The 23923-nt window shown below is 68.8% G+C and carries 27 protein-coding genes and 3 pseudogenes; 20 read left to right on the top strand and 10 right to left on the bottom strand.

The window, feature by feature from the left end; genetic code table 11:
* Positions 1-5 precede the first annotated feature (5 nt).
* The gene (locus FHS34_RS09565; protein ID WP_184963244.1) at positions 6-557 is read right to left on the bottom strand and encodes a DinB family protein; all 552 of its coding nucleotides are present in this window, start codon (positions 555-557) and stop codon (positions 6-8) included.
* A gap of 166 nt (positions 558-723) precedes the next feature.
* The gene (locus FHS34_RS09560) at positions 724-1788 is read right to left on the bottom strand and encodes a Glu/Leu/Phe/Val dehydrogenase dimerization domain-containing protein (RefSeq protein WP_184963242.1); all 1065 of its coding nucleotides are present in this window, start codon (positions 1786-1788) and stop codon (positions 724-726) included.
* Between the two features lie 112 nt (positions 1789-1900).
* Between FHS34_RS09560 and FHS34_RS09555 the strand changes: the two genes are divergently transcribed.
* The 6 genes from FHS34_RS09555 (at position 1901) to FHS34_RS43760 (ending at position 6325) form a co-directional block, all read left to right on the top strand.
* Positions 1901-2365 (top strand): Lrp/AsnC family transcriptional regulator, encoded by a 465-nt coding sequence (locus FHS34_RS09555; RefSeq protein WP_184964233.1) that lies wholly within the window; start codon positions 1901-1903, stop codon positions 2363-2365.
* A 112-nt stretch (positions 2366-2477) separates the two neighbouring features.
* Positions 2478-3077, top strand: coding sequence for a hypothetical protein (locus FHS34_RS09550; protein ID WP_184963240.1), 600 nt, complete (start codon positions 2478-2480; stop codon positions 3075-3077).
* Positions 3078-3558: 481 nt separating this feature from the next.
* On the top strand, positions 3559-3930 hold the full coding sequence (locus FHS34_RS09545; protein ID WP_184963238.1) for a hypothetical protein: 372 nt from the start codon (positions 3559-3561) through the stop codon (positions 3928-3930).
* Positions 3931-4086: 156 nt separating this feature from the next.
* Entirely contained in the window at positions 4087-4293 is a 207-nt protein-coding gene (locus tag FHS34_RS09540) for a hypothetical protein (protein WP_184963236.1), read from the top strand.
* On the top strand, positions 4290-5282 hold the full coding sequence (locus FHS34_RS09535) for a DUF6924 domain-containing protein (protein WP_184963234.1): 993 nt from the start codon (positions 4290-4292) through the stop codon (positions 5280-5282). Before FHS34_RS09540 ends, FHS34_RS09535 begins: the two co-directional genes overlap by 4 nt.
* 740 nt (positions 5283-6022) lie before the next feature.
* Entirely contained in the window at positions 6023-6325 is a 303-nt protein-coding gene (locus FHS34_RS43760; protein WP_221508762.1) for a hypothetical protein, read from the top strand.
* A 73-nt stretch (positions 6326-6398) separates the two neighbouring features.
* Here FHS34_RS43760 and FHS34_RS43390 read toward each other — a convergent pair whose 3' ends face one another.
* Both FHS34_RS43390 and FHS34_RS09525 read right to left on the bottom strand, forming a co-directional pair.
* On the bottom strand, positions 6399-6533 hold the full coding sequence (locus FHS34_RS43390; RefSeq protein WP_263978349.1) for a hypothetical protein: 135 nt from the start codon (positions 6531-6533) through the stop codon (positions 6399-6401).
* A gap of 340 nt (positions 6534-6873) precedes the next feature.
* A complete protein-coding gene (locus tag FHS34_RS09525; protein ID WP_184963232.1) occupies positions 6874-7740 on the bottom strand; it encodes an alpha/beta fold hydrolase in 867 nt (288 codons plus the stop codon).
* 103 nt (positions 7741-7843) lie between these two features.
* Between FHS34_RS09525 and FHS34_RS09520 the strand changes: the two genes are divergently transcribed.
* Entirely contained in the window at positions 7844-8257 is a 414-nt protein-coding gene (locus FHS34_RS09520; protein WP_184963229.1) for a winged helix-turn-helix transcriptional regulator, read from the top strand.
* A 262-nt stretch (positions 8258-8519) separates the two neighbouring features.
* A complete protein-coding gene (locus tag FHS34_RS09515) occupies positions 8520-8732 on the top strand; it encodes a hypothetical protein (RefSeq protein WP_184963227.1) in 213 nt (70 codons plus the stop codon).
* A gap of 1 nt (position 8733) precedes the next feature.
* Here the strand turns inward: FHS34_RS09515 and FHS34_RS09510 are convergent.
* Positions 8734-9135 (bottom strand): annotated as a pseudogene (locus FHS34_RS09510) (GNAT family N-acetyltransferase).
* Positions 9136-9246: 111 nt separating this feature from the next.
* The gene (locus tag FHS34_RS09505; RefSeq protein WP_184963225.1) at positions 9247-9486 is read right to left on the bottom strand and encodes a hypothetical protein; all 240 of its coding nucleotides are present in this window, start codon (positions 9484-9486) and stop codon (positions 9247-9249) included.
* 106 nt (positions 9487-9592) lie between these two features.
* On the opposite strand from FHS34_RS09505, the gene FHS34_RS41950 reads away from it, so the two are divergent.
* The 5 genes from FHS34_RS41950 (at position 9593) to FHS34_RS09485 (ending at position 15206) form a co-directional block, all read left to right on the top strand.
* Positions 9593-9745, top strand: coding sequence for a hypothetical protein (locus FHS34_RS41950; RefSeq protein ID WP_221508761.1), 153 nt, complete (start codon positions 9593-9595; stop codon positions 9743-9745).
* Between the two features lie 405 nt (positions 9746-10150).
* Positions 10151-10390: an alpha/beta fold hydrolase gene (locus tag FHS34_RS09500; protein ID WP_184963222.1), complete on the top strand. Its 240-nt coding sequence runs from the start codon at positions 10151-10153 to the stop codon at positions 10388-10390.
* A 477-nt stretch (positions 10391-10867) separates the two neighbouring features.
* Positions 10868-13324, top strand: coding sequence for a zinc metalloprotease (locus FHS34_RS09495; RefSeq protein WP_184963220.1), 2457 nt, complete (start codon positions 10868-10870; stop codon positions 13322-13324).
* Between the two features lie 247 nt (positions 13325-13571).
* Complete coding sequence (locus FHS34_RS09490; RefSeq protein ID WP_184963218.1) at positions 13572-14084, top strand: acylphosphatase; 513 nt, start codon at positions 13572-13574, stop codon at positions 14082-14084.
* Between the two features lie 45 nt (positions 14085-14129).
* Positions 14130-15206, top strand: coding sequence for a ferritin-like domain-containing protein (locus FHS34_RS09485; protein ID WP_225817320.1), 1077 nt, complete (start codon positions 14130-14132; stop codon positions 15204-15206).
* Between the two features lie 42 nt (positions 15207-15248).
* Here the strand turns inward: FHS34_RS09485 and FHS34_RS09480 are convergent.
* A pseudogene (locus FHS34_RS09480) lies at positions 15249-15791 on the bottom strand (IS5 family transposase); the annotation flags it as partial.
* A 167-nt stretch (positions 15792-15958) separates the two neighbouring features.
* Positions 15959-17380: an NAD(P)/FAD-dependent oxidoreductase gene (locus FHS34_RS09475; protein WP_184963216.1), complete on the bottom strand. Its 1422-nt coding sequence runs from the start codon at positions 17378-17380 to the stop codon at positions 15959-15961.
* A 166-nt stretch (positions 17381-17546) separates the two neighbouring features.
* Between FHS34_RS09475 and FHS34_RS09470 the strand changes: the two genes are divergently transcribed.
* The 4 genes from FHS34_RS09470 to FHS34_RS09455 all read left to right on the top strand — a co-directional run bounded on the left by FHS34_RS09470 (position 17547) and on the right by FHS34_RS09455 (position 20867).
* A complete protein-coding gene (locus FHS34_RS09470) occupies positions 17547-18629 on the top strand; it encodes a carboxylate-amine ligase (RefSeq protein WP_308288274.1) in 1083 nt (360 codons plus the stop codon).
* A gap of 545 nt (positions 18630-19174) precedes the next feature.
* Positions 19175-19600 carry a peptidoglycan-binding domain-containing protein gene (locus FHS34_RS09465; protein WP_184963212.1) on the top strand — a complete coding sequence of 142 codons (426 nt, stop codon included), beginning with the start codon at positions 19175-19177 and terminating at the stop codon, positions 19598-19600.
* Positions 19601-20018: 418 nt separating this feature from the next.
* Positions 20019-20297, top strand: a complete 279-nt coding sequence (locus FHS34_RS09460) for a GNAT family N-acetyltransferase (protein WP_225817319.1) — start codon at positions 20019-20021, stop codon at positions 20295-20297.
* A gap of 96 nt (positions 20298-20393) precedes the next feature.
* Positions 20394-20867, top strand: coding sequence for a hypothetical protein (locus FHS34_RS09455; protein ID WP_221508760.1), 474 nt, complete (start codon positions 20394-20396; stop codon positions 20865-20867).
* A gap of 124 nt (positions 20868-20991) precedes the next feature.
* Here FHS34_RS09455 and FHS34_RS09450 read toward each other — a convergent pair whose 3' ends face one another.
* Positions 20992-21216 (bottom strand): ArsR/SmtB family transcription factor, encoded by a 225-nt coding sequence (locus FHS34_RS09450; RefSeq protein ID WP_225817399.1) that lies wholly within the window; start codon positions 21214-21216, stop codon positions 20992-20994.
* 212 nt (positions 21217-21428) lie between these two features.
* Between FHS34_RS09450 and FHS34_RS09445 the strand changes: the two genes are divergently transcribed.
* The gene (locus tag FHS34_RS09445) at positions 21429-21977 is read left to right on the top strand and encodes a hypothetical protein (protein ID WP_308288273.1); all 549 of its coding nucleotides are present in this window, start codon (positions 21429-21431) and stop codon (positions 21975-21977) included.
* 320 nt (positions 21978-22297) lie between these two features.
* Here the strand turns inward: FHS34_RS09445 and FHS34_RS09440 are convergent, their stop codons facing one another.
* Entirely contained in the window at positions 22298-22693 is a 396-nt protein-coding gene (locus FHS34_RS09440; protein ID WP_184963208.1) for a hypothetical protein, read from the bottom strand.
* A 274-nt stretch (positions 22694-22967) separates the two neighbouring features.
* On the opposite strand from FHS34_RS09440, the pseudogene FHS34_RS44130 reads away from it, so the two are divergent.
* Together FHS34_RS44130 and FHS34_RS09430 are read left to right on the top strand one after the other, a co-directional pair.
* A pseudogene (locus tag FHS34_RS44130) lies at positions 22968-23284 on the top strand (Tn3 family transposase); the annotation flags it as partial.
* Between the two features lie 235 nt (positions 23285-23519).
* A complete protein-coding gene (locus tag FHS34_RS09430) occupies positions 23520-23876 on the top strand; it encodes a CU044_2847 family protein (RefSeq protein ID WP_184963206.1) in 357 nt (118 codons plus the stop codon).
* Positions 23877-23923 lie beyond the last annotated feature (47 nt).

Raw genomic sequence — 23923 nt, 5'->3', positions numbered from 1 at the left:
CGGCTTCACATGCCGATCGGTCCGTCGATGCGCTCGCGGAGCAGGTCGGCGTGGCCGTTGTGGCGGGCGTATTCCTCGATCATGTGGATGACGACCCAGCGCAGCGACACTGTTCCGCGCCAGGAATCGTCACCCTTGATGTCGAGGTCGGGTGCCTCGGTGACGAACTGCTCGGCGAAGGCCACCTCGGTCCGCCAAGCCACCCACGCCGCTGCGACGGCTCCGTGGTCGTCCGTGGCGCCGTCGAAGTCCCCGTCGGGCTCGGCTGTTGAGGAGAAGAGGGCTGGCGCGTCCTGCCCGGCCAGGACCTGCCGGAACCACCGGCGTTCCACATCGGTGAGGTGTCGGACCAGGCCGAGCAGCGAGAGTGTGGACGGCTCCACGGACCGCAGGGACAACTCCGGGCCCAGGCCGGAGCACTTCAGCTGCAGTGTGGCGCGCTGGGCGTGTAGAACATCGACGAGCATGCGTCGTTCGTCGCCGGTGGTCGGGCCGGTGAACCGGCCGGCGCCGTTGGCGCCGCCGAACAGTTCGCCTCTTCTGGTGGGGTCGCTCATGTCCGCCCTTCAGTTCGCGCTGGTGCGCGGCCGTGACCGCCATGGTCGCGTACCGCATCGTGAAGCCGTCTCCCATCGCGTCTGGTCGGTGCCGTGCACCTGCTGTTCGCCGGCCAAGAAGGCACCCCGCCGAAGATTGCGGCCCTCCGCGAGGTCGTCACCACGGTCAGCGCGAGCTCGGCGCTGGTGTGCCGACCGGGGCCGAGACGGCGCGCAGGCGGCGCATGGCCAACTCGCTGGCCGCCTGCGCCGGGGTCTGGCCGCAGCGTTGCGCGGTGTCCAGCAGGTCGTCGACGGTGTCCTCGATGGCGCGGACGCGTGCGTGGGCCTCGTCGGCACTGACGTGGTGGAGCTCAGTGCTGATGGCGTTGATGACTCCTCCCGAGCTCGCGACGTGGTCCGGCACCCAGATGATGTCGCGGTGGTGCAGCAGGTCTGCGACATCGAGTGTGGCGAGCTGGTTGTTCGCCGGTCCAACGACGGCGCGGCAGCGTAGCTCCGCCACGATCTGCCTGGTAAGGACGGATCCGAGGGCCGCAGGGACCAGGATGTCCACGTTCGCGGCGAGGATCTCGTCGGGCGAGCGCCAGACAGCGTCGAGCTCGTCGGCGGTGCTGCGCTTGTCCGGGTCGACGTCGGTGACCGTCAGGGCGGCGCCCTCTGCGGCGAGGAGGCGGGCGAGGCCGGCGCCGACGCGGCCCAGGCCGACCACGGCGAGACTTCGGCCGGCCAGACTCGCAGTGCCGTACAGCCGTCGGCTGACCGCCCGGAGTGCGGCGAGCGTCCCCTGCGCGGTGTGCGGGGACGAGTCGCCGCTGCCGCCCAGATGCGCTGGCCGGCAGAACACATGCGAGGTGATTTCCCCGATCACCGCCATGTCGTCGGGGCCGGTCCCGACGTCCGGTCCGGTGGCATACGCCCCGCCGAACGAGGCGATGGCGTCTGCCACGTCATGCAGCACGTCGCGGCGCCGCTCGGCATCGAGCTCCAGTCCCTCCGGCAGCGCCACGACGGCTTTCCCGCCACCACTGGGCAGCCCGGCCACGGCGAACTTCGAGGTCATCGCGGCCGACAGACGAAGGGCATCGGTGAGGCCGTCCCGCCAGTCGGGGTAGTGCCAGAGCCGGAGGCCGCCGGCTGCCGGACCGAGTGCCGTGGAGTGGACAGCCACGATCACTGGTAGCCGCGAGCGACGACCGGTGTGGATCGCGACCTTCTCGTGATCAAGCATGAGCCTGCCATCCCTTCATCTGTTCGGTTCGATGACGCCATGCTGCACGTCTGGTTCATCGAACTGGGCCGCGTCCGAACGTTTGAGTGAAGATGGGATACGGTTGCCGGTCATGGACGAACTTGATTCGGAGATTGTCCGGCTTCTCCAGACAGATGCACGGCAGTCCAACCGCGAACTCGCCCGGAAGCTCGGCATCGCCCCCTCTACCTGCCTGGAGCGGGTTCGGGCGCTCCACCGCCGGGGCGTCATCCGCGGCTACCACGCCGACATCGACCCTGGGGCCCTCAACCGAAGCGTGCAGGCACTGGTGTCAGTTCAGGTACGTCCCCTCAGCCGCGTTGTCATCGACGCCTTCAAGGGCTTCGCCAGCAGCCTGCCGGAAGTCCTCCACGTGTTCGTGCTCTCCGGAGGCGACGACTTCCTCCTTCACGTCGCGGTGCAGGATCTCGACCAGCTGCACGCCTTTCTCACGGACCGTCTCAGCAAGCGCGGTGAAATCACCGGCTTCCGCACCTCGGTCATTTTTCAGCAGGTGAGCAACACCGCCCCTGCACGCCTTCCAGCGCCCACCTGATGCCCTGACTGCAGGTTCGCCCGGGTTGATCGAGCTGCGGCTTCGAGAGGGCGTCCGTCCCGGCGGATGCCCTTCTCCCGCACACATGGGGAGGGCCAACCACCACCCGTGCGTGGACCAGGCCGAGGGCCTGTGCGTATGGCTGGTCTGCGCTCTGGAGCAGGTCCGCCGCGGCCTCGACACTGCACTGGTGGACTCTGCGCTCTGGGTGGCCGTCTTCACCGGCGGCACTGCGGTTCTCGCGAGCTGGGTGACAAGCCGGGGCACGGCGAGCGCTGTCCGCATCCAGGTCGAAGCCACTTCCAGAGCCCAGCAAGGCGACCACATACGGCAGTCGCGCCGCGCGGCGTACGCCGACGTGATCGAGCGCGCACATGAGACAGCGGAACTCTATTTCCAGGTGAAGGGTGCGCTGACGAGGTCCGACGAGCAGCTGGTGCGGCACATCGCCGCGCTCCGGGGTGAGTTGCGGGTGGCCTTCGACCCGCTGATGCGATGTATCCGCCTCGTCGTCCTCGAGGGACCGGCGCGTGTGGCCGAGGCTGCCGAGGCGCTCAGCCAGTCGGTGATCACCGCCAACCGGGCGCTCCACCCCCTGGAACAAGCGGGCGAGGGCGCTCAGGCCGCGTACGAGGTGGCGGAGGCCGAGTTCCACCGTCGGCTGGAGAAGTTCACCGCCGCGGCCCGCGAGGCGCTGTCCAGCATCCAGTAACCCCAGACCGCTGGCACTGCGGCTGGTCCCCCCCCCACGTGTCACACGGTGGCACAGCGGCCGTTGCCGCTCGGCGCGGTGTCCCGCCTGGCCGAACGACGTCCCGTTCTCGTCTCCTTGGCGGCCGTTCGCAACCACAGTGGTGTGGAGGCGGGCACTGAGCGGGTCTGTACCGGCCCTGACCAGGGCAATAGGGTGAATGCCGTCGCCGGTCGCGACGGGGGAGGGGACACCGAACGCCGAGCCCTGCTGCGCCGCAGCCCGAAAGTCGCCTCCTGGCGGAAGGTCCTGGACAACGCCCGCCGCGACAGCGAGCGGGCACAGGCCGGTTGAGGCTCCGATGTTCCTACGGCCCACTCTCTGAGTTCTGAGTACGCATCTGAGTAGGGCGACGGAGCCGTCTACCTGGGGCAGTTTCTCCAGCACGTACAGGAACCGCAGGCGGGACACCGTTCGCTTCCTGAGCTCGGACCCGGACTCCGTGATCCTGGAAACGTCCAGCTCCAGCGCGTCCTGCGTCGACGGCCTCGGTATGGACGGCGATGACGTCAACCGGGACCAGCCGTCCATCTCCTGGGCCCCGGATTTCAAGGATGGCGACGCCGTATATCGTGCGGCGGTGACCGAACTTCGCAGGCGGTGGTCCGCGCGGGGATGGAAGGTGACGACGGAACCGGAGCGTGACCCGGTCACTGGCGAAGCGACCAGCCTGCACGTAATCCATACCACCGACGACCACGGCGTCACGCTGTCCCTGAGCCCCGGCCGACGCACCGGCGAGGGACTGATCGTCGCCGGCGGCGGCTGCGTCCGTCACGACGGCTACTGGGACCCAGACGATCGGAACCTCTGACGACGGGCCCCGCCGCCGGGCGCACGCCGGCCCGGTGCGTCGGCCGGATCGAGGCCCTCCGCGCTGCGAGACGGCGGTGGGGGGAGATGGTCGGCATCCGGAGGCCGGTTACTCTCAGTACTCAGAATCGGGGGTCGCACCCAAGGGGGAACAGGCATGCGGGAGTCGGAAGAGGCAGAGAGACAGGAGCCGGCGGCGGGCGTCGAGCGGGAGGCGGCGGCGGTGGAGGCTGGGCTCGGGCTGGTCGGGCAGGAACTGCCGTCGCTGCATCTCCCGGCCGTCGGGGCGCCGTTCGCGAAGGGACTCGTGCGGCTCGCAGCCAGCGCGCCGGGCCGAGCAGAGAAGGAGTTGAAGACGGCGTGACCACCGAGACCAAGGATCTCTTCATCGAAGACCATGACCTCCTCATCGATCCCATCCTCGAGGGCGTCATGGAGTTCCCCGAGCACTCCAGCATCACCAACAGTCTCATTGGCTTCCACAAGGACTTCGGCACCATCCTGACCGGGTTCGAACGCGGCTACGCCCGCGTCACCGTCGAAATCCACACCGAACAGCCGCCGCTGAACACCGACGACTGGGACGACGTCCTCGACATCTCCGCCGACCTCAAGCGCGGCCGGTCCTTCGTCGCCAGCTACGACACAGCCTTCACCACCAACCTCGCATTCGACGGACCCGGCACCTACCGGATCCGCGCCCACGCCCGCGGCCGAGCCGGCACCAAGAATGCCCGCCTCGCCCGCCGGCCCCGCCCCTCCCGGACCAGCCCTCCGCACGAGACATACCTGGTCCAGGTCTGGAAGGCTCCCGCGGCCGCCGAGCAGATCCACAAGAGCAGCAGCCACTCCGCCCTCCCTGCAGCCGACTACACCGGCCCCAGCACCTCGCCCTATCAGCCGGCTGTCGACGCTCCCAAGATCCACTGCGAGGGCGGCGGGATCGTCCTGGTGCGCACCTGCTTCACCGCTCCTCAGGCCTGGAACGACCTCGTGGACTTCGTCGACAACGGTTTCGAGGAAGGCGGCTGCATCGACGTCACACCCATCGACAACTCCGCTTACGACGGCCTCACCGAAGACCAGCTACGCACCTTGGTCGACCGTAACGAGGACGACTGGCCACACCACAGCGTCCTTCTCGTCGCCGACCACCGCGCCCTCGCCTCACCCGACCTGCCCCTGCTCGCGGTGGACAACCCACCCGGTGAACCTTCCCCGTCCTTCCGGATCCCACGGGAGTACCTGGAAGACTTCGTGGTCAACATGGATCTGGGCAACACGGATTTCCGCGAGTGGTCCCGCGACGCGGGTGACGAGGGCATCTACCGAGAGACTGCCGACGACGTGTAGCACAGACGGCAGGCCCACCGCCGCGCCACTCGATCAGCCGGCCCGGACGACGTCCACATGCGGTTCCGCCGGCTACGGAGGTTTTCGGATCAGGGTCACGGTGATCTCGTTGGTGGGTGTATCCCGGTGTCATGCGGTATTCCGAGGGGGTCGGTCTGATCGCGAAGCAACAAGCTCGAGAGGCGGCACCGCCGCGGGTCGCGCGGCGATTACGCGTCTCCCGGAAGTCCGCTTGTGCCCGGACGGCCCCTGGGACCGCAGTGCCTCTGCTCCGCCTGTGCCAGCCAGGTCTTCGGCGAGGCCGGTTAGTTCTTCGTGGTGTATCACCGGGGGGCGGGGTCCGGGGCGGGCCGTAAGTGCAAGCGCCGGTTCGGGGGATCGCCAAGTGATGGTGGCGACAGGCCTGTGCGTGGTCCTGCTCGGCACAGCGCCTGCGGCACTGGCGGTACCTGGGGACCATTCGCAGGCGCGGGAGGGGACACGGGTCGGTTCCGGGCCGGTGGGGCCGACATCGCTGTGGTCGTGACGGCCGGGGCCGGGCGTACCGAGGCGTGGCATGCCGGGCAGGCCGCCTACCAGCAGCTGCGCGGTCTGCTCGACCCGGCGTACACCGGTACGGAGCGGGTGCCGCGTAAGTGGGCCGAGGGCCGCTATCCGCCGGTGCGGTTCACGGTGCTGGGGGGCCTGACCGGAGTCGGAGGCTGGCGCAGATCCGGCGGGCGCCCGGCGGGGACACGTCGATGCTGCGCCAGGACCAGCTGTTCGTTGCTGAGGACGGCACCCCGTGGGTGCGCACCGACCCTGCGCCGGACCTGCCGGACGACGACATCCGCTGGCACCGCGTCCCGCGCCGGGAGTACGACCGACTGGCGGGCGATGGTTTCCTGGGACTCGGCGGAGCGCCGCCCGCCGCGCGTGAGGGCAGTGCGGTCGAGGGGGTGTGGTGGGCGGCCGACGGGCTTGCCGTCGGGATCACCGGGACGCTGCTGGTGCGCCGCAGAGGCCGGGCGTGGTGCCGAACCGCCGCGGAACGAGCCTCCTAAGGAGCTGACCGATCTCTGAGCGGATCCGGGAACGCCCACCCATTTGCCGCCCGCGCGGCGGCTGTGAGCGGCTTCAGCCGAGGAGGGTTTCGCCGATGCCGATGCCGATGCCGATGCCGATGCCGATGCCGATGCCGATGCCGATGCCGGAGCCGGAGGAGACACCGTACTCCTCGGGCCCGACGAGGCTTGCGTTGCTGGTGCTCACGCCGTTGCTGCTGCCCCGCAGTTGCCAGATGGCGCCGTTGCCGTTGTTGATCGGGGATGCCGGAGGTGTTGGGAGTAGAGTGCGGCGCCGGCCGTGGTGAGCCCGCCGGCGCTTCCTATGGGCGAGGCAGTCACACCCATGAGTGGACGAACTGGACTCGGCGACCACGACCACGCGACACTTCGACAACGAGGCCTCTTGATTCTCGCTGGACTCGACATCCGCGAGCTGCCACGAGGCCCTGCCTTCATGTACCCGCACCGGCCGACTCACCTGAACCAGGACGCTGTTCGAACCCAGCCGACCCGCGAGGGGATAGAGAACAGGCAGTTATGGCATGTCAGCCCCGTCCCGGCCACGCTGCTTTCGTGTCCTCACCGGCCAGGAACGGATGCAGCAGCGTGAGCAGGGCATGCGGCCGGTGCAGCGGGATGATGTGGCCGCAGTCTTCGATGACGTGTCCGGTGAGATCGTCGGTGACCGGGCGGAGTTGGCGTTCCAGCGCAGGGCCGAGGGGCCGGGCGCCCAGCGCCATCGTTGGCACCGTCAGGCGGGCAGTGGCGACCGCCTGCTCGATCTGTACTGCGCTCTCGGGCAGGGCCCGGTAGTACGAGAAAGCGCAGCTCAACGCCTGGCGGCCGGTGTATGCGCGGACGAACGCGTCCCGGAGGGCGGGGCGCACACCGTCGCCGAGCGTGCCGGCGCTCAAAAACCAGTCGATGTAGGCGGCCTCGTGGCCCTCCAACACGGTCTCGGCAAGGCCGGGCGCGGCGGAGTGGAAGCCGAACCACCACGGCGGCCCGTCGGCGAGGAAGTCCTCGGCGCCAGGCAGCCTGCCCAGAAGGGACTCCATGACGACCAGGCGCCGGACGAGACCAGGGCGGCGCAGGGCGAGGAGGAAGGCCGGCGCGGTGCCCGCGTCGATGCCCACCACCGCGGCCGAGGACACGCCGAGCGTGGTGAGAAGCGCCGCGGCGTCCTCGGCCAGGGTGCCCGCGTCGTACCCGGAGGCGGCCCGGCTGCTCCCGCCGAACCCGCGCAGGTCCGGCGCGATGATGCGGTAGCGGCCGGACAGATCGGCCATGACGTCCGTCCACAGCTCCCAGGTGTGCGGGAAGCCGTGCAGCAGCAGGACAGCCGGGCCCGATCCGGAGAGGGCGACGTTCAGTTCGACACCGTTGGCGAGGACGCGTCGCAGCTCGGGCATGGAGAGGCTCCAGATGTGTGGTAATCGATGGTGACTAGGTCACGCTAGGGAACTACCCTGGTCTGCCCAAGACGGCACTTTCCCTTCAGGTGGTGAGCCCCAGGTGACCACGTCGAGGCCCGGCGAACGTGACCAGCGACCCGGTGAGCGCGGGGACCTGCTGGATCCGCGCTGCCCGACCCGCCACTTGCTCGACCGTATCGGCACCAAGTGGACGGCGATGGCGGTCAAGGTGCTGGCCGAGGAGGCTCCGGGTGAGCTCCGTTTCGCGGAACTGCGGCGCCGTATCCCGGGCATCTCACAGAAGATGCTGTCCGTCACCCTGCAAAGCCTGGTCCGCGATGGTCTGGTCGCGCGCCGCGTGGAACCCACCGTGCCGCCCGCCGTCCACTACCGGCTCACCGAGCTCGGCCTGTCCCTCGAAGGACCGCTCTCCGCCCTACGGGTCTGGGCCGAGACGCACATGCCGGAGATCGACCGCAACAACCAGCTCGCCGATGAGTCAACCCCCAATTAGCGGAAGATTCCCTACGCATCCCCTTCCCTCGCCCGCCCAGTGGCCCGCGGCGATCTCCTGACCGACCGTCGACCACATCGAGGAGACAGGCGGAGCGGTCCGCATCCACCTCGGCGATGTTCCGGTCGACCTGCCCGAGCCTGTCGCTGACCTGGCCCTTCAACAGGTCGCGGTTCGCCGCAGCCATGCCGTCCTCGCCCGAACCGACTCCCCCTGGCTCTTCCCTGGCGGCCAGCCCGGCCGCCCGATCAGCGTCTGGGCCATGGGCGAACGCCTCCGCAAACTCGGCATCCGCCTCGCACAGACCCGCTCAACCGCTCTGTTCCAGCTCTCCAACGAGCTGCCCGCCGCAGTCCTCGCCCGCAACCTCGGCATCGACATCACCGTCGCCGTCAAATGGCAGCGAGCCTCTGCCGGTAACCGGGCTGCCTACGCGGCCGAGATCAGCCGCCGGACGACTGCGGAGCAAACGTGATCTAGCGCAGGGCGATGAGCCCCGCGTCCGTCGGCCTGAAGCCGCACGCGTCGAAGTAGAAAGGACGCAGATGCTCTTCAAAGTCGACATGGAGCCATTCGCAGTTCGCGGCGCGGGCGCCTCGCGCCGCGGTCGCCACGAGTTCGGTCCCCACACCGGTCTTGCGCATGTCCTGGGCGGCGACCACCGTGTCGAGAACGAAGGCATGGACGCCACCGTCCCAGGCGACGTTGACAAACCCGACGAGCCTGTCGTCTTTCCGAGCGCAGGCTTAGCCGAGGCTGTGACGGTGCACTCGTGTCCGCCAATCGGTGTTCCCCTGAACGTGACCGAACGCATCCGCGTGGAGCGCGTTGACGGCGGCACTGCCGAAGTCACGGCGCCACTCATACGCGATCGTCATGGGCCGCATCGTAGGCCGTGAGGCCCGATCCGTCCCTGCCTCTTCTGGGGCCTACGCCCCTTTCAGGCAGAGGCATTCCGAGAGTTCGAGTTCCAATACCCGACTCCGCCATTAGGCACCTACGAATCCGGCTTCCCCGACGTATACGCCTTCGAGGACTGGCTCTATCGCGTCGAGATCCTGGCCGCAGACGAATAAGCCCTCCGCAACGGCGAGCACGTCAGCGGCCCCGCCGCCGGCTCCTACCGCCAGCGCGTGAACGCGGCCAGCCGCCAGTTCGCCGGACACGTCCTGACCAGCGAACACCAGGCCCGCGATCTTCTCGGCAATCTCCTGCTGCAGATCTTCCACGGCGACAGCATGACCTGCGTCCTCGACCCGCCCAGGCCGCATGCCAGCTCCGCGGAACCACCGACGACCCCCTCATGACACCGGACATCAACGACTGCCGGCCGCGATGCCGCAACTCGCCCGCACCGATCGCGACGTTCAGTGGATCCGGACCCGCCGCGATGAACTCGCCGACATCACCGCTGATCCGCTCGCACCACCCATTCGTCATGCTCGCGACCTGCACGAACTACAACGACTGGACCACATCGTCAGCTAGCACGAACAGGATCTGAAGCAGTGACAGCAACCCCGGCCGCCGTTGACCCCATCCGCCAGGCGATCATCGCGGCGATGGATCGCCCTCTCGCCGGCGCCCCCTGCGGTCCAGCGGGCGCCTCAGGGTCTCCCAGCTGGCGGTCGAGGCCGGTGTCAAACGCTGGCACCTCACCCACCAGCACCTCGACCTCAAAGATCTCTTCGAGGCACGAGTGAGGACTGCGGCGGCCACGCCGCGAGCCTTCGCCAAACGCCTCAGCGAACTCGAACAGCTCAAGGCCAAGCACGCCAGGCTGCTGGAGCACGAGCCGGGCTTCTGGAGGGGCTCGGGGCGTCAGCGAACTACCTCACCGACTCCATCTGCGAATACCCCGACGGGTGGGGACTGACCTTCAGTCCGCAGGACATGATCACCTCACAGCAGCAGCTCAACGGCAGCTACTGGACCGACTGGCTCGCCAGCGATTGCCCTGCCCTGCTTGTCCGCGGCAGCCGCAGCTCGGCTCTCAGCATCCCGCACGCCAAAGCCATGGCGGCACGACGCCCCCACACACAGCTCATCGAGCGGCCGACCGGCCACGCCGTCCACGAAACGGACCCGGTCGGCTTCGCCGCTGTGGTCAGCAGCTTCCTTGACTCCTTGTGACCCCATACCGGCCAGCCGTGTTTGAACACGGTCGGCATCGCCACGTTCGTGATGCGCCACAAGCAGTACCAACCTCCATGCCGACGACGGACTCACCGTCCGCGCGAACGGACACCTCCCCGGCTACGTGTGACCGGCACGTCCGCTGGGCGAGGCGCTCCACGGACGGGCTCGATCGGACGCGTTCGAATTGCGCCCCCTGGGTGGTCGGATTTCCATTTGAAGGGTCCGGCGAAAGGGGTGTGTGCGCTCGGCGGCGAGACCGGACGGGGTGCAGGCTCCGGGCCGGTTCGGCAGCCGTCCGCATCGCGCTCAGGCATCCCGTCCGTTACAGCACCCTGTCCTGATGCGGCAGGCATGTCGGCAGACCAGCTGCCCGCAGGCCGCGCGCCAGGCGCTTCGAACCGGCCAGACACCCACCCCTTCCGCTGCACCACCACGCCGGGGCCACGGAACCCGGGCTGAGGAGAGGCCAGCATGACCACAGAGAAGCACCGCCCGCCGAGTGGGCTCGACGAGCTCGTCCGCGCCGTCGTTGAGGAGATATCCCGCCGTGCGTGTGACGGCCGGGAACGAGCCGGGTACAGCTCGGGCGCGCACACCGAGGGCGTCCAGGACCGCCGGGGCTGGGACACGGCGGTCGGCGCTCAGCCAGCAGCGCCCGCCGCGGCCCTCCTGGCCCAGCGCAGCGGCGTGTACGTCCGCACCGACCTGCCCGTCGTCCCCACCCCCGACCACAACGGCGGGCAGGTCCTGCAGAGCGTACTGACGATGCCCGGCATGGTCGCGACGAAGGTGGGTCTGACCGGTTCGGCGATGCCGGCGGGGGCCCTTCCCGAAGGGAACTCGATCGGGGTCGAGCAGCCCCAGACCGTACGGCCGCCGGCGGAGACGATCCTGCCGGGCGCCGCCATCGGCCTGTTCGAGGAACTCCGCGTGGACGTGGACGGGTCGGCCCCCACGATGACTGTCTCGGGGCGTATCTGGCAGCTCGTCACCGGCGGTCTCACCTGGGTCGCCAAGGTGACCAAGCAGCCGGACGACTCGTACATCGGCCCGATCAGCTATCGCGACGGCAACGCCTCCCTGCGCCCCGCCACCTCGATCCGTGTGCAGCTCACGGGCCGCCCACCGCTGCAGCCGCTCGCCGCGCGGGTGACCTTCAGCCGCCCTGGCGCGGCAGACCTGGTCCTCGGCTACACCTTCGCGCGGTCGGCGTTCCTCGAGGTCGGGATCGAGTTCGACCGCGTCGAGGGAGCTGAGCAGACGGATGCGTACGCGTTGCATGACCACCCGGTACGCCCCGCGGGCCTCCCCGACATCACTCTCACGGTGGAGGACGCCTACGCCCGCCAGGGGATCAAGGTCACCCGCACCCGCGGCAGCAACGTGATCCCACGCTCGGCCTCCGTCGACGACAAGTGGTCCGACATCGAGATGCACGATGCGATGCAGCAGTACTGGTCCGAGTGGAAGCCGGGGCCTGGTGGGCAGGGCGTCGCCCAGTGGCAGGTGTGGACCCTGTTCGCGGGCCTGCACGAGGGCGGCGAACATTTCTCGCCCGACGGCCTCGGCGGCATCATGTTCGACAGCATCGGCACCGCCCAGCGGCAGGGCTGCGCGATCTTCTCCGACTCGTTCATCTCCAGACGTCCGCCGAACGACCCCGCGCCGGACGCTTTCGCCCGCCGGATGCGCTTCTGGACGGCCGTGCACGAGATCGGGCACTGCTTCAACCTCGCACACGCCTGGGACAAGTCGCAGCAGACTCCGTGGGTCCCGCTCGTCGACGAGCCCGAGTCCCGGAGCTTCATGAACTACCCGTTCCTGGTCAACGGTGGGGAACAGGCGTTCTTCCGCGACTTCCAGTACTTCTTCTCGGAGAGCGAGCTGCGCTTCCTGCGGCACGCACCCGAGCGGTTCGTGGAGATGGGCAACATCCCCTGGTTCGACCACCACGCCTTCGAGCAGGTCCGCCAGTGCTCCGCCCCCAGCCCCCTGACGCTCTCGCTCCGCGTCCACCGCAACCTCGACCACGAGGGTGCGTACCGCTACGGCATGCTCGAACCGGTGATCGGGGAGCTGAAGCTCGCCAACACGTCCACCGACCAGCTGATGGTCGACCGCAACAAGCTGATGGGCGACGACCTCGGCATCGTCATCCAGCGCGCGGGGAAGACCGAGGCCCGGCTGCACCGGCCGTACATGAAGTACTGCATGCGCCCGGAACCCATCGTGCTACAGCCCGGCGAGGCACTCTACGGGCAGATCGTGCTCAGCTCCGGACTCGGCGGCTGGCAGATCGCCGAACCCGGCACGTACCGCGTGTACGCAGCGCTCCGCACCGCCGTCGGCGGCGCAGCGGCCTCTGTCGCCGCTGCCTCGGCCGGACAGGTCATGGCCGCGCCGCTTGTGCTCCGGGTGGAGCGCCCGGCCAGCCGTGAGCAGGAGCGGCTGGCGGACGACGTCTGCACGGACACTGTGGGACGCGTGCTGGCGCTGGGCGGAAGCCGGGTGCTGCACGGAGCCAACGACGTGCTGCGCGAGGTCGTGGACCGGATTCCCGACGAGGCCGTCGCCAAGCATGCTGCCGCTTGCCTGGCGCTCACGGAGACCGTCCCGGGCAAGGTCATGCAGGGCGGTGGCGACGATACGGGTCCGCGCCTGGAACTCACGACCTCCGACCCCGAATCGGGTTGGCAGCGCACCAAGCAGGCATACCAAGACTTGAACGCCGCCGCCGAGACGTTCGGCCACATCCGTCTGACCTGCAATGTCGAGCACATCGCAAAGTCGCTCGACCAACAGGGTAAGGGCCAGCCCGCCGCGGAGCTGGTGAGCGGTCTCGCGCGGACCCTGGAGAGCCGCCGGGTCAAGCCCGACGTGGTGAAACGGGTCCGCAAGCTGGAGCAGCAGCTCGCGGGTGGCAAGTAGGCAGCCGCCTGCGCGAGGGTCAGGACTACGACGCCGACAGTCTTTCAGGCCTTCAATTCTTGTCATCTCACGGAGAAGGAGAGTGCAAGAAGCCTTGAGGTTGCGGTGGGGCCGAAACGCCTTCCTGCTCGGACTGGCGGCGCGCCCACGTTCGGGCTGATGGCTCGCATACGCCACCCGACTCTCCTACCTTCGGCCGAGAAACGGAGGAAGCGGTGAAGGACATCCTGATGGAGGTACGGCTAGCGTGCGCACACCCGTCTTCGAGCTACACATCCGGCCTATGTTCCGCGCTACCGACCGCGCCCACATGATTTCTGATCTCGACCTCTGGGACTACGAGACCGTCGTCGCCCAGGCCGACGACATCCTCGACCGCCTGAAGAACGGCATTCCACCGGTCATGCCACCGGCCACCCACGGCGGACCGTGGCCAGAGGAATGGATCGAGCTCTTCAGACGCTGGAAGGACGGTGCCCGCAAGCGGCTCGAACTCGGCACGGCGACGTACACGTTCAACCAGACGGCCAGCGCAGTGACCATCACAGCAACCGGCACCTTTCCTTCTGCGGGCTGCCGAGGCTGGCTGCAGCTCGACAGCGAGACGGACACGGCGAAGACCTATGCCCTGTACGTGGAACAGCCGGACGCCCCGGTGGCCGGTACGCCGGCTGCGTTCACTCTCAAGGAGCGCTACCAAGCCTCGGATACCCGCTCTGTCTTCGTCCGTGACGCGACGGGCGTCCAGCAACTGCACTGAAGCAACCATCCACTGCGATGCGACCGCGATGGGAAGGAACGTCCCTTGACTCAAGCTCTTGCCTACGAGAGCAAGGCGATCGTCGCCTTGATGGGCCAACCCGAGCCGCAGCGAAACGGAAAGTGGCTGCAGGATGCCTTGCAGCAGGCGATCATGCTGGAGCTCGCGACCCTCCCTCCGTATCTGTGCGGTCTGTGGTCGATCAAGGAACCGGCGAGGGACCAGGCCGTCTACGACGCCATCAAGGCGATCGTCATGGACGAGATGTCGCACATGGGGCTCGTATGCAACATGCTCACCACCATTGGCGGATCCCCACGCATCGACCACGCCGACCTGGTTCCCAAGTACCCGGGGCACCTGCCCGGGGGTGTGCGACCTCAGATCTGCGTGTCCCTCAGCGGTCTGACTCGCGCTTCCCTCGACATGTACTGCCAGATCGAACGGCCCGAGGACCCCGTCGCCGAATTCGAGGAGCCTGGCGAGTCGATCGGGGCCTTCTACAGCGCCATCCGGCAAGCGTTCAAACAGAACGCCGACCTGATCCAAGGCCACCGCCAGGTCGAGAAGGCCATGGAGGAGGATTACGGTCTGGGAAACAGCCTCGTCCGGCTCTCCACACCGAAAGCCGTGGACGATGCCATTCAGGTCATCATGGAGCAGGGCGAGGGAAGCCACAGCTCTCCGAGGAACCGCTACTTCGGCAGGGAGGGCGAGCTCGCCCACTACTACGAGTTCCGCCAGATTCTGCAGGGCAAGAAGCTGGTGGAGGTGCCGACGGCTCCCGAGGGGTGGGCCTACGAGGGCGACCCCATCGTGATGCCTGACGCCTTCCGGATGGGGACCGTACCCAGGGGTGGCTGGGCACAGGAGCCAGCGTACCGCCCTAGCGCAGAGTTGCAGGACCACCTTACAAAATTCAACCGGCTCTACAGCGAACTGCTGGGATGGCTGGAGAGGACATGGCAGACGGACGATCAACAGGCAGCGAACGACGCCCTCGACCAGGCTGAAAGAAGGATGCGGAAGCTTGGGTTGGCTGCGCGGGCACTAATGCAGCACGAGCTGCCGGACGGGAGCGGGCAGACGTACGGGCCCGAGTTCCTGTATATCCCAGCCTGATCGAACATCGGTGCGCCTCCGAGAGTGTCCGTGGGACGCAGATCAGTCCTGCAACGGCTCACACAATGAGGCGAGTTGTCGGTGCGTGATCAGGCAGCAGGCGAATTTCAGGAACGCTTCGTGCATGTCGCCCTGCGTTCCCAGCGGATGCGCAGGCGGCGGAAGCCGTGGAGCCAGGTTAAGGTCCGTTCGACCACCCAACGGTGGATGCCCAGGCCAGTGCCGTGCCGGGCCCCACGGCGGGCGATCGCCGGGACGATGCCTCGGGCGCGGTCTTGGTCGCGGTAGCTGTCATGTCGTAGCCGCGGTCGGCGAACAGTGAGTCGGGTCTGCGGCGGGGACGGCCGATGCGGCCGCGGACCAGTGGGATCGCGTCGAGCAGGGGCAGCAACTGGGTGACGTCGTTGCGGTTGCCGCCGGTCAGTAGGACGGCGAGCGGGGTGCCGTGGCCGTCGGTGATCAGGTGGTGCTTTGATCCGGCCCGGCCCCGGTCGACCGGCGACGGGCCCGTGTGCTGCCCCCTTTTGAGGCCCTGACATGGGAAAAGTCGACCACACGTAGCGGAAGCGGCGCTCGCGCTGCGGCAGCAACGGCTCGAGACGATCCCACAGCTCATCCGACACGATCCACGGCGACGTCCCCACATCGACCGAACGCTCAACTCCTGCCCCGGGCACGGCGGACCGTCTGCAGCGACGCCCCGACCCGTGGGCCGGGGCGTTCAGCGAAAGGGGGAGGCCTGAGTCCCCTGATTAGGTGTGGTCGGTGGGGCGCAGGTGAGGGTGTGGCTGCAGGTTGAGGTAGAGGCCGGCACTGGCGTGGGCGGGGGTGGTCGGCAGGGGGAGAAGGTGGCTCGTTCCGTGGCCCGCGAGTCCCTGCGGGCACTGGCCGTTGACGGGCTGACGCACAGTGCGCAGGAAGGTGTCGACGGGGTCGTCGGCCTGGCTGTCGTGGAGGTCTTCGGCGCCGGTGATGATGTTGAGGAAGCTTTCGTGCAGGCGTAAGGGGGTTTGGTCGCGGTGGCTGAGCTGCTGTGCGGTGCGGAAGTAACTGTCGCGGCCGGAGTGGATGCGATAGAACGCGCTGACCAGGATGAGGAGCCGTTCGTAGGCGTGCTGGTAGGCCTGCTGGTAGAAGGCGCGAGCGGCTTCCTCGTCGACGTCGCCGACCAGCATGCTGTTGATGGAGGCGGCGGCGAGCAGGCCGCTGTACATGGCCAGGTGCACGCCGGTGGAGAGCAGGGGGTCGAGGAAGCAGGCGGCGTCGCCGGCGAGGAACCAGCCCGGTCCGCTGAAGGTCTCGCTGACGTAGGAGTAGTCGCTCTCCGTCTTCAGCGGCGCTATCTGGTGGGCGCTGGTGAGCAGGCCGGCCAGCAGGGAGCAGCGGGCGATCGCTTCGTCGTAGACGGTCTGCAGTGAGCCGCCTGCCGCCTGCCTGGCGTGGGCGAAGGAGCGTTTGTCGGTGACCAGGCCGACGCTGAGGGTGCTGTCGTGCAGCGGGATGGCCCACAGCCATCCGTCGTTGGGCAGGGAGAACACCCCGATCGCGCCGCTGGGGGCTGCGGCAAGGGGTGTGGCGCCGCGCCAGTAGCTCCAGGTGGCGACGTTGCGGAAGGCGTCGTGGACGCGCCTTGAGCCCAGGTGCCGGGTGGCGAGGAGGCCTGCGCGGCCGGAGGCGTCGATGAGGTGCCGGAAGCGGATGTGCCCCGCGCCCTCGTCCCGGCTGGCCCAGGTGGCTTCCACCGCTCGGCCGGTTGGTCCGCTCTCGCCGACAGCCTCGAAGTCGACCCGTTGCGCGCGGGCCTCTTCCCTGACGTCGGCCCCCTGCGCGCGGGCGTGTTCCAGCAGCAGGTGGTCGAACTGGGAGCGGATGACCTGGAAGCTGTAGGCCGCCGGTCTGCCCGGTTCGTCGAAGCCCAGTGACCATTCCTGGCCGCCCCAGCCGTAGAAGGCCCCCGTCTTGCGGACGAACCCGTGCGCCTCGACCGTCTCGCGCGCACCCAGGACGTCCAGCAGGGGCAGCAGGGAGGGCAGGAGTGACTCGCCGACGTGGTAGCGCGGGAACCGTTGCCGCTCCAGCACTCGCACTTGGTGGCCCTGGCGGGCCAGGAGGGCCGCGGCGGTTGCGCCCGCCGGGCCGCCTCCCACCACCAGGACGTCGGTCTCTTCACGCATCGGTGCTCCTCAGCCTTCGGCAACGAGCGATTCCACCCACCGGCCGAGCACTTTCTGAGACAGTGCCATCACTATGAGCAGTGAACCTCACGGTGGGGCCGGCCCGACAGACGCCCCCGCGCCCGCCCGCCCCTTCGGATCAACCCGCGCTCCAGCCACGCTCACTGTGGGCATCGAGGAGGAGCTCCTCCTGGTCGATCCGCTCACGCGCGTGCTCAGCCCCCGCGGACCGGAGGTGGTGAGCGAGGCGGCCGGTGAACTCGGTGACCGGGTCGGCACCGAGCTGACCCGCTATCAGGTCGAAGTGCGCACCGATCCGCACACCTGCCTGAAGGAAGCCGCCGAACAGATCCGTTCCACAAGAGTGGCGGCCGCGCGCGCCGCTGCCCGCCTCGGCGTGCGCCTCGCCTCGACCGGTACCCCGGTGCTCGGCCAGACGTCCCCGGTCCCGATCACACCCGGTGCCCGCTATGCCCGCAGTGCCGCGCACTTCCGCGCTCTTGACGACGAGCAGACCGCGTGCGCCTGCCACATCCACGTCGGCCTGCCCGACCCCCGCGACGCCGTACACGTCAGCAACCACCTGCGGCCCTGGCTGCCGACCCTGATCGCCTTCAGCGCGAACTCCCCGTTCAGAGAAGGGCAGGACACCGGATACGCGAGCTGGCGCACCACCACCTGGGGACGCTGGCCCGTCGCCGGCCCGCCCCCGTACTTCGAATCACCCGCCCACTTCGACGACCTCGTCGACACCCTCATCGACGCGGAGGCACTCATCGACCGCGGTGGCCTGTACTGGGACATCCGCCCCTCCCACCACCTGCCCACCATCGAAGTCCGCGTCGCCGACGCAGCCCTCACCCCCGACGACACCCTCATGCTCGCCGCCGTCGTACGCGCCCTGACCGCCACCGCCCTCCAGTGCATCCGAGCCGGAGAACCGGCCCCACGCCCGGCACCAGAAGTCCTGCGCGCAGCCTGCTGGCGCGCGGCACGCGACGGACTGGCCGGCACCGGCATCGACCCCCTCACCGGCCACCTCATCACCCAGACCACGCTCGTCGAAAAACTGCTGCACACCATCGCCCCAGCACTGCGCCGGCACGACGACCTCGACCACACACGCGAGCAATGGCAGCGCCTGCGCACCGAAGGAACCGGCGCCGACCGCCAGCGCGCCGCCTACCGGCCACGCTCCAGCACCCCCGACGTCGTCGACTACCTCATCTCCGCCACCTGCCCCCAGTAGCGCAGCGGTGACCTGGGTCCCCGTGCACTCACTCAGCCGGTTGCACGCGTCGGCGTCGCCGCCGTGTCCGTGCCGCCGTCAGCGCGGCGGCGACGCCAGGCGGGGGACGTCGGGCCGGCCATTCAGCAGCTGTCCGGACCGCCCCAGCGGCGGAGCCGTCCCGCTTTGTCAGCGCTGGTTGTCGCTGAGTGCCCTTCTTTCGGCCGCGGCGCCGCCGTTTTCAGGTCTGGTTCCCGGCGGGCAGTGATCAAACCCCGGCCGGCGGTGCCGCCACGCCCCGGACCCGGGGTCTGAAGCCCTCATCCACGAAGGTCAAGGGGCACGGTCGCTTCGGTGTCAGACGTGGAATGACAGCCACCCTCTACTGCAGTAGTTGTAGGCGGCTCGTCTCGTACCGCCCTGGTTTCGCCTGGAGTCAAACCAGCAGGGGACGCCGGCCAAGTCGGCCGTTCATACCGTTAAACCGCACGTACACATCGCACGGCGGGCCGTCGGGGGACCCAACGGGGGACCCGGCCCGCTCCTCGAGAAAGGACCGTGCGTCCATGACGACGATGACCATACGTCAGCGCATCACCACCGGGCTCGTCTCCGCCGCGTTCCTCGGCGGGACCCTGGTCGCTGTCGCGCCGGCGGCTGACGCCGCACCGGCCACGGCGCCAGCCGCCTCAGCAGCTGGCGTCAGCGCCGCCCGGAGCTGCCTCATGACCCCTGGAATCGGCTACTACTGCCGCTACTACAAGGGCACCGCCTACACCGACTTCGGCGACCGGGGCAACAAGGTGAAGGAGATCCAGGCCCTCATCAAGGCGTCGCACTATTCGGGCCGTCTCGCGATCGACGGCGTCTTCGGCAACGACACCCTGAAGGCCGTCAAGTGGTACCAGAAGCGGTGGATGGGCGACAGGACGCCCGACGGCATCGTCGGGCCCAAGACCTGGAAGTCGCTGCGCTGGGACTGCGCCTGCTGAATCCGGTGCTGGGCCGCCCGTCCCGCGGCTTTCGCCCGGCTACCCGGCCTCGCAGGCTTGGGCCGCCCAGTCGAGTCCGAGGCTGGCCAGCCAGGCAACGCACGTTGTCCGCGGGACCAAGCCGGGCACGCCCGGCACCGCGTGCTTCAGAGTGGTGCCGTCCAGGCAGCGGCCTTCGAAACGGCCTACCGGCCGCCGTCAGGTAGCACCGCGGCGGTACGGCGCGCGGCGACCGCCTCCGCGCGCCGTCCCGTCCGAGGGCCCGCACTGAAGACGTGCGGTGTGCAGAGCGGGCCCGGAACCTCTCCCCGGGCCCGCTGCAGACCCTGGCCCGCGGCGACAACCTGGTCCTCGAGGACCGACCCCCGGACTGGGCAGAGGAACTCCGCCGGCGCTGACGGCAAGGGCCAGTCGGAGCTTGTTGCCGCCGGCTCGTCCTAGCCTGGTACCGGCCGCGCACGGCCGCGGCATAGGTACCCAGGCCCAACGACTGCTGGCCGAGTACCTCTTTGACCACACCAGGGCCGAACGGCTTCAAGCCTGGACGGACTGCGCCAACCTCGCCGAGCAGCGTGCGTTGGAGAAGGCGGGCTTCGTCAGGGAGGGCGTGCTGCGCTCCGCGCAGTGGCGCGGCGGCCAGTGGCACGATCAAGTGATCTTCTCCATGCTCCGCGCGGAGCGGTCCGGCGGATCATGACCGAAGCCGCAGTCGGAGAAGAAGCGAGGGGCAGCCGTAGAAGATGTAGCCGCGCTGTCGAACCTGATGGCCACGGACCGGGAGTTCTTGAGACCGTTGAACGCACAGGCCACCGCCTCCCGCCGTGTCCGTCCCGCGCTGGCCGCCGTCCTCGGAGCCGTCGCCGGTGCGGCGATCACCGGCACGGTGTGGTGGGCGACCTCGGCCAGTGATGCCGACGTTCCCTCCGGGCCTGCGTTCACGGCGATCGGCAAGGTCACGGTGTTCGGTTCCTGGGTGAACGGCCAGGACGGTGAAGGATGCGTCGGCACAGACGATCTCGTCGACCTGCGCGGTGGAACAGCCGTGACCGTGTCCGACCTGGACGGGCACGAGCTGGCGCAGGGCACGCTCGCCGATGGCATAGCGGGGGAAGTCGTCGGGGACAGCTGCACGTGGCCTCTGTCCGTCGGCGGTGTCCCCGGTGGAGCTACGCAGTACCGCGTGCAGATCGGCGACAGGGACTCGGTGATCAAGGTCCGCGAACAGCTGCAGGCGGGAATCAAAGTCTCCTACGGCGTGCAGCAGTGAACCACCCGGCGCTCTCGCGCTGAGAACACGAGATGCGGGGCTCTACCGGCGGCGGGCCGGCACAACCCCGCCCGCGCATCCTAACGATCACCTGACCGTTCCGGCAGCCGTGATCCGTCCAGCGCTATCTGGTGGCGGAGTCGTTGCGGAGGAGGGCGGTGCTGAGGGGTGTGAGGGTATGGAGGACGGCGGTGCCGGTGCGGGTGGTGGTGATGAGTCCGGCGTTGCGCAGGACGGTGGTGTGTTGGCTGGCGGAGGGTAGTGAGATGCCGACGCGGTCGGCTGTTTCTGTGGTGGTGGCGGGGTGGCGCAGGCTGGCCAGGACGGCGGCGCGGGTGCGTCCGAGCAGGGGAGTGAGGGTGTCGGCGGCATGCAGGGGATGTCCGCCGGTGGGGGATAGGTTGATCCTGAAGAGCTTCTACAACAAGAACCGCATCCTCGGCGGCCTGGACAACGGCTTCACCGTCAGGATCATCGGCTGAGCTGCGTTGCGGCGGGAGCGGCCCGCCGCTCCCGCCGCAACGTTGGACTACGAAGCTGCCTGAGGAGCCGGACATCGCCGTGCTCGTGACGGCCGGGGCCGGGCGTACCGAGGCGTGGCATGCCGGGCAGGCCGCCTACGACCGGCTGCGCGGTCTGCTCGACCTGGCGTACACCGATACGGAGCGGGTGCCTCGTGAGTGGGCCGAGGGCCGGTATCGACCGGTGCGGTTCACGGTGCCGTGGGGCCTGACCGGGGTGGGGGGCTGGGCGCGGACCCGGCGGGCGCCCGGCGGGGACGTGGCGATGCTGCGCCAGGACCAGTTGTTCGTCGCCGAGGACGGCACCCCGTGGGTGCGGACCGAGCCGGCGCCGGACCTGCCGGACGACGACATCCGCTGGCACCGCGTCCCGCGCCGGGAGTACGACCGGCTGGCGGGCGATGGTTTCCCGGGGCTCGGCGGGGCGCCGGCCGCCGCGCGTGAGGGCGGTGCGGTCGATGGGGTGTGGTGGGCGGCCGACGGGCTTGCCGTCGGGGTCGCCGGGATGCTGCTGGTCCGCGGCGCGGCGGCCAGGCGTGGTGCCTGGCCGCCACGGAACGAGCCTCGTCAGGAGCTGATCGATCTCTGAGCGGATCCGAGAACTCCGGCCATCCGGCGCCCGCTACCTCGCCGACGTCACCCCCCGCCCCACTCCGCGAACACCTGGCCGCCCTGAGCGGGCCAGCCACACCCACACCGTCTCCGGCCTGCGCGCCGTCTTCTCTGTCTTGCACGCTTATCGCCTAATCCCTCACGATCCGCCCGTGCACTGCGCGTCGGCACTCCCGTTCCACCACCCCTCTGTCGGCCGACGCCGCCCTGTTCCGCGAGGCCCTCACCTCCCCCGACCCGGCCCGTGGTCACCGCCCTACTCGCCTTCCAACTGCACGCGAACGACCAATGCCGGTGCTACTCGCTGAGCATGCCGGCATTCATGCGAGACCTCGATGTTCTGCGGGACAGGCGCGCGAGCAGCAGACCCACACCGACGGCAACGTAAAGCACGACCAGAACCCCGAGTGCGAGGTCGAGCCAGTCATAGGACGTGCCCCTGAAGAGCGAGGCCCACGCCCGTGCACCTGCGACGGATCCTGCAACTACCAGCAGCACCGACGTCACGGCATACAACGCCTTTGCAGCCCTGGGCCGCCGCTCTTTGAGCAGGTCACCACCCACGCCGAGCGCGACTACCGCGGGGAAGACAGCGTGCGGCTCCAAGCGCGCCGTCCCGGTCGCGTCCACGATGTTCATCAAGACGCCGATCGAGCCGACGACCAGTGCACCGTGAGAGATACGGCGGCTCATCCATCCTCGCTCACAGTCAGACTTCGGTGGCAATGGATCAATCTCTCCTTCGGGACTGGGCCAGGCTTGGGACGTTACCGGGCTGGAGGTCAGGCCGGAGAGCTGGTATCGGGCACCGACTCAAGTCAGCTGTATGCGTACGAGCTCTGACCTGACATGCTTTCGCCGGTGCGCCGTGCTGCACGGCGCACCGGAGGCACAGCCCAACGGGCGCGCAAAGCTGAACGGGGAGAAGCTCCACGCGCTCGGTGAGCCGAAGTCGCTGAACTGGCCGCGCAAGCGGGTAGAGCAGGCGTACCGGGACGGGACGGAAGTCCAGCTCGGCGTGCTCGGCCTGGTCCTGAACGCCATGGTGCTCTGGACGACCTGGTACATCGACGCCGCCGTTGCCCAGCTACGCGCCGAGGCCACGAGATCCGCGACGAGGACATCGCACGACTGTTCCCTTGTTCCCTGCTGAAGCACCGCAATCTCAACGTGCTGGGCCGCTACAGCTTCACCGCGTCCGCCCCAGCCGAAGGCAGCCTGCGGCCGTTACGTGACCCAGGCGCGGCCGGTCTCGATGACGACCAGGACGGCGCGGAGGACTGAATACGCCTGAGAGCCACCGCCACATCCTCGCTGAATGTCATGAACGGCTCAGGCGTGGTACTCGGGCCAGCTGACAGCGGTCAGTCCAAGGTGGGCCTCGTCCTTCCGGGTGATGTCAGGGCCTTCGATCGGGGCAGGCACAGCCTTCGGCGTAGGCGTCGCTCTAGCGTGCGGCTATGCAGAGCACGCTGGCCAAGCTCCCAGGTGCGGGGCCACGATCGACGACGGAGGCGTGTTGGCAGCTCTGACCCGGATCCTGTTGGACGGCGGAGCTTGCGTTCTGGTCGAGCAGCAGGTCGAGTGGGACGGTCCTGTGAAGGCTGTCCGTATTGGTGACGCCGTACGCGAGCTGCCGGTGACTCTGGAAGGGGCCCTGGAGCCGGCCACGGAGGCTGTCCATGCCACCCTCGGCCAGCTACGCAGGGGCCGCCCCGGCGAGATCACTGTGGAGTGCGGCATCGACCTGGCGTTCGAGGCCGGGGCCGTGATCACCAAGAGCCAGGCTAGCTGCCACCTGAAGGTGACCGTTTCCTCGCAGGGTGACGGCTCCGGTCACCCTCGCGCAGGCACAGGTACGGACTGCTCCCGGTGACTGGCACGGAGAAGGAACCGGCTGCCGGCACTGCATCAGACCTGCTC

Origin of the sequence: Streptomyces echinatus, assembly GCF_014203595.1 — a bacterium.
Taxonomy (GTDB): Bacteria; Actinomycetota; Actinomycetes; order Streptomycetales; family Streptomycetaceae; genus Streptomyces; species Streptomyces echinatus.
Note: the sequence above shows the minus strand (reverse complement) of the source record. Positions and strands in the feature narration are given on the sequence as shown.

What these genes read in the sequence shown, in the direction of transcription:
- FHS34_RS09565 (WP_184963244.1), bottom strand. Translation starts at nt 557, where the DNA reads ATGAGCGACCCCACCAGAAGAGGCGAACTGTTCGGCGGCGCCAACGGC.
- FHS34_RS09560 (WP_184963242.1), bottom strand. Translation starts at nt 1,788, where the DNA reads ATGCTTGATCACGAGAAGGTCGCGATCCACACCGGTCGTCGCTCGCGG.
- FHS34_RS09555 (WP_184964233.1), top strand. Translation starts at nt 1,901, where the DNA reads ATGGACGAACTTGATTCGGAGATTGTCCGGCTTCTCCAGACAGATGCA.
- FHS34_RS09540 (WP_184963236.1), top strand. Translation starts at nt 4,087, where the DNA reads ATGCGGGAGTCGGAAGAGGCAGAGAGACAGGAGCCGGCGGCGGGCGTC.
- FHS34_RS43760 (WP_221508762.1), top strand. Translation starts at nt 6,023, where the DNA reads ATGCTGCGCCAGGACCAGCTGTTCGTTGCTGAGGACGGCACCCCGTGG.
- FHS34_RS09525 (WP_184963232.1), bottom strand. Translation starts at nt 7,740, where the DNA reads ATGCCCGAGCTGCGACGCGTCCTCGCCAACGGTGTCGAACTGAACGTC.
- FHS34_RS09515 (WP_184963227.1), top strand. Translation starts at nt 8,520, where the DNA reads ATGGGCGAACGCCTCCGCAAACTCGGCATCCGCCTCGCACAGACCCGC.
- FHS34_RS41950 (WP_221508761.1), top strand. Translation starts at nt 9,593, where the DNA reads ATGCCGCAACTCGCCCGCACCGATCGCGACGTTCAGTGGATCCGGACC.
- FHS34_RS09500 (WP_184963222.1), top strand. Translation starts at nt 10,151, where the DNA reads ATGATCACCTCACAGCAGCAGCTCAACGGCAGCTACTGGACCGACTGG.
- FHS34_RS09495 (WP_184963220.1), top strand. Translation starts at nt 10,868, where the DNA reads ATGACCACAGAGAAGCACCGCCCGCCGAGTGGGCTCGACGAGCTCGTC.
- FHS34_RS09475 (WP_184963216.1), bottom strand. Translation starts at nt 17,380, where the DNA reads ATGCGTGAAGAGACCGACGTCCTGGTGGTGGGAGGCGGCCCGGCGGGC.
- FHS34_RS09465 (WP_184963212.1), top strand. Translation starts at nt 19,175, where the DNA reads ATGACGACGATGACCATACGTCAGCGCATCACCACCGGGCTCGTCTCC.
- FHS34_RS09440 (WP_184963208.1), bottom strand. Translation starts at nt 22,693, where the DNA reads ATGAGCCGCCGTATCTCTCACGGTGCACTGGTCGTCGGCTCGATCGGC.